The organism is Mesorhizobium sp. M5C.F.Ca.IN.020.29.1.1, assembly GCF_003997375.1.
Lineage (GTDB): Bacteria > Pseudomonadota > Alphaproteobacteria > Rhizobiales > Rhizobiaceae > Mesorhizobium > Mesorhizobium wenxiniae.
Genome location: NZ_RZSW01000594.1, coordinates 1 through 3,605, shown reverse-complemented (window position 1 = coordinate 3,605; position 3,605 = coordinate 1). Strand labels below are relative to the sequence as shown.

Sequence of the window (3,605 nt, the reverse complement as noted above, 5' to 3'; positions counted from 1 at the left end):
AGACGACAGGTGCGATGATCATCTTCACGACCTTGATGAAAGCATCGCCGAGCGGCTTCAGGCTCTCGCCGGTCTCCGGATAGAAATAGCCAATTGCAGCCCCCAGGGCGATGCCGGCAAGCACCTGCACGCAGGCCCGGGCAAAATGGCGCTTGCGGGCCGCTGCGTTCGCTATGGGGACTTGTGGAACCAACACCGTTTCTCTCCTTGACCGGATCGGGGTGGGGCTCCTCCTTCTCCATGCAGTGCTCCGGTCGAACGCTGCGCCCACTTCGGCGCAAGCGATGTGCCAAATAGCAAAGAGGGGAAAACGCGCAGGACCTCTCACGCAGTGCTTGTTCGCTCTCCCGCACTCGCGCTGCGGTTGCCAGTCAACTATGGAAGGGTCAGTTCTTGGGAATTCCAAAGGTCGCTCTTTGCTTCGGCGCAGCTTGGCTGGCTGGAAGGTTCCCTGTTTGCCTTGGGGTCTGGGACCTGCGTCCAGATCGTCAACATTTGCCTGCGCGCCGCACGGGGCTCCAAAGAATCAATCGAGGACGGGCCTCTTCCAAAACGGGGGCAGCGTTGGTCAAGCCCTTCCACCCTGCTGTCCCACCAAGGGTGTTCAGAAGCTCAGTTCACGATCAAGCGATGGATCAGCGTAATCTGGCGTTTGCGCCATCGCGGCGGCGTTGCAAGGGGTCTGCCAAGGATGAGCAAGCCGCGAGGCAGGGCCCGAGACCTAGACTCCATCCTCATCAACAGCGCGCTCGGCTCGCGTTAGGAATGTTCGAACCGCAGCACGATCAGGTGGCCACACCGTTGGTCGGAACCGGAACCCGACGAATGATCGTTCGTGACCGACATCTGTGAACAAGCAGTGTGTGTCATTGCAATCACCACCCATTGCGCGCAATTGCCCATATGGCCGTGAATGAACTGGATTTGGTGATTTTCCAGATGGCGGTGGAAAGCGTCCGCTTGCTCTCTTCAAGCTTTGATGAGAAGGCGGCTGAGATAGCCACGAGGAGCCGTGGTAGCCTTCTTTTCAACGTGCGGGTTGACGGTGACCTGGAGGTCCAGCGAGTCGCAGCCATTGGATATCCAGGCGACAACATCGGTGTGGTGGCATTGGACCGAGAGGGCCTTGTTAGCTGCTGTTGCCTTGTCAATGGCACCTTCTCACCTTTCATTGCACCGTTGGAGAACTGGACCAGCATGCCCCTGTCCATGCAGGCCCAGATCGATGTCACAGGCTATGCGAGGCTCCTTCTGGCCGCCCTGCGAAATGCTGGACATATGCTGGGCAGGTAGCATCGCCGATGATGTCTGTGATGAGATAGTGCAGACGGCTGGATGAGGCGATCGCTTGCCGGCAGCTTTGGCCGCCAAGCGATCGGTGAGTTCGCAATGCTGGACACGTCCTGTAGACTCTGCCAGTTAAGTTAGCGGACAACCATCTGACGAATGCCCGATCTGACAGTCTGGACGGCGCGGCATGCCCTCCTAGGAATGCAGCCGTGGTTCTACTCCATCGGCTGTTTTTGCGTCGAAGGCGACGGGCACACCGTGAACGATGGACGTCGCCGCCACCAATTCCTCAACTCGCGATCGGTCGCTTTGCACGCCGGCTTAAGCGTTCGAATGGCGCGGATCGCCTGGGCGGTGGAGAGGAACCGGGCCTTTGCCTCTGGACAGAACATAGGCTTCGGCGGCTTTTTCACCCGCCTCCCTGAAACTCTGACTGACACGATCTAGGACGGGAGTTCGGCAGCCTTCAAGCCTATGTCCGACAGTCAGGCAGCGGTGGCCAGGCCGAAATAACGTTGCTCCTCCTCGCCGTAAGCGCCATGCGTGAGTTCCATCAATCCGACGCGGTCGATAATCGTGACCTCGCCGCGCTTGGCACGGACAAGTCCTCGATATTCAAGCATTTGCAGGGCCGTGGTGACCCCGGGACGGCGGGCGCCGAGCATGGTCGCCAGAAATTCATGCGTCAGGTAGATCTTGTCTCCGTCAGAGCGGTCATGGATCATCAGCAGTCAGCGGGCCAGCCGTTCCTCGATTTTGGAGTGGCCATTGACCAGTGCCGTCCGGGACGACTGGACAAGGAGCGCGTGGGCATAGTCCAGCAGTGACGTGCGCAGCGACGGGCTTTCCGCAACCGCAGGACGAAGGATTTCAACCGGCAGGCGCCAGCCATTGCCTGCGACCTGGATATAGGTCTCGTTGGAAGAGCTGTCCTGTCCGAGAATGACGGCTATTCCTGTCATCCCGTCATATCCGATAATGCCGACTTCACATTGCCGTCCGCCGGTCATGGTGGCGCCCACCGAGGCGATGCCCCTCTCGGGAAAATATACATTCCTGATCGGCTGATGCGCGATCTCCAACTGAGCCTTGATGTCCAGTTCGAGGTGATGCAGCGATGGTCGCAACAGCGCGAAATCCTCCGGCGAAAGGGATTTCAGCACCTGGTTGCGAAAAAGGGATTCGGGCAAGGCTCTCTCCCATGCGGGCAAGAGCGCGTACCTCTTACTGTCGGCTGCATCCGAAGTAACTGACGGCCGATGCCAAAGCATAGGCTTCGAAACGCGCGATTGCAAAGCCCTATCGGGGCAGTGCAGCCATGCTAGAAGTCGCGCGGCCTTACGATAGGCGCGGATGACATGATTCCCTTCTGCGGCCACCAAGAACGGCTCGGGCACGCTTTAATCGTTCATGCACAAGCTCGCAGGAATGTAAGCGGCGGAACAATCGGGTGATTCGTACCGCCCTGCCCTTTCAGAAATTAAGTCATTGGACGTCAATTCGGGCTGGAACGCCTCGTCGCGGAACGGCACAGGAAATGCAGCCGGATCAGCAATGGTGGTTCACCTTATGTGCGGTCCGGATGTGCGGTCCGGCGGCTCATCGCCCAACGGCTTGTCGACGGGGAAGTGGAACTCGTCATGTCGCCGCGAACCGTCACCGCGCTAGCGGGGCGCTTTTGAAGCGCCGGTGTTTTCTTTGTGGAACTGAAACTGTGAGGTGATTGATGCATGACTCAAACATTTGCGTATTTCCGCTGCCTCGGCGACGCACATTGGTCGAAGTATCGCCAGGCCCTCGAGACCAAGAACGGCGAGGCGGCGAGTGCGTTCTGGCGCTGTGCTGCCAAGAAAATGCTCATTCAATTGTCCGATGTAGGAATTGCGCCAGAGCTCGCTGCGCAGGAGGTTGGAAGCCTTCTTCATGCGGTCTTGGACGATATGGCCAACCGAACGGTAATGCACATAGCATAGGCTTGGGCGCTGTTGGATCGCGCGTCAGCTCGGGTCCTTATCGGGGGACTGCTCCGACTGGCCGACGGTCCGGCCAAACCGGCATACCGGCAAAGGTTTGAGGTTGGGATCGCTCACGGCGGCCGGTCCATATTCCAAGGCGACCTCAGGAGCCACATTGGCTTCTTTCCAAGCGGACGGGCGCCATTTTGGCGTGCTCACGCTGGACTGCGGGTTGCGCCTACGGAAATCCGAAGTCCGGCCGCGCGAGTCGATCGACCGGAACAGTCGAATGCTCGTGGGTCCGGGTCCGCTCAGCTTGACGGCGGGCGGTGGCGGCCGTGAGCAGACTTAACCCAGGTC

At 59.3% G+C, this 3,605-nt stretch carries 6 protein-coding genes; 3 read left to right on the top strand and 3 right to left on the bottom strand.

Going from position 1 to position 3,605, the window contains the following annotated elements; genetic code table 11:
- Positions 1–175: cation:dicarboxylase symporter family transporter (locus EOA85_RS30385; RefSeq protein WP_245486146.1), on the bottom strand; the 175-nt coding region annotated here is incomplete at its 3' end.
- 728 nt (positions 176–903) lie between these two features.
- Here EOA85_RS30385 and EOA85_RS30380 point away from each other — a divergent pair.
- Together EOA85_RS30380 and EOA85_RS37805 are read left to right on the top strand one after the other, a co-directional pair.
- Positions 904–1,293, top strand: a complete 390-nt coding sequence (locus tag EOA85_RS30380; protein ID WP_127212199.1) for a hypothetical protein — start codon at positions 904–906, stop codon at positions 1,291–1,293.
- 153 nt (positions 1,294–1,446) lie between these two features.
- The gene (locus EOA85_RS37805) at positions 1,447–1,737 is read left to right on the top strand and encodes a hypothetical protein (RefSeq protein WP_164759987.1); all 291 of its coding nucleotides are present in this window, start codon (positions 1,447–1,449) and stop codon (positions 1,735–1,737) included.
- 38 nt (positions 1,738–1,775) lie between these two features.
- On the opposite strand, the gene EOA85_RS40200 is transcribed toward EOA85_RS37805, so the two are convergent.
- The gene (locus EOA85_RS40200; protein WP_287378762.1) at positions 1,776–2,015 is read right to left on the bottom strand and encodes a helix-turn-helix domain-containing protein; all 240 of its coding nucleotides are present in this window, start codon (positions 2,013–2,015) and stop codon (positions 1,776–1,778) included.
- A gap of 6 nt (positions 2,016–2,021) precedes the next feature.
- Complete coding sequence (locus EOA85_RS30370; RefSeq protein WP_348627944.1) at positions 2,022–2,480, bottom strand: hypothetical protein; 459 nt, start codon at positions 2,478–2,480, stop codon at positions 2,022–2,024.
- Positions 2,481–3,020: 540 nt separating this feature from the next.
- Between EOA85_RS30370 and EOA85_RS39475 the strand changes: the two genes are divergently transcribed.
- Positions 3,021–3,263: a DUF6074 family protein gene (locus EOA85_RS39475; protein ID WP_127212198.1), complete on the top strand. Its 243-nt coding sequence runs from the start codon at positions 3,021–3,023 to the stop codon at positions 3,261–3,263.
- Positions 3,264–3,605: the final 342 nt, after the last annotated feature.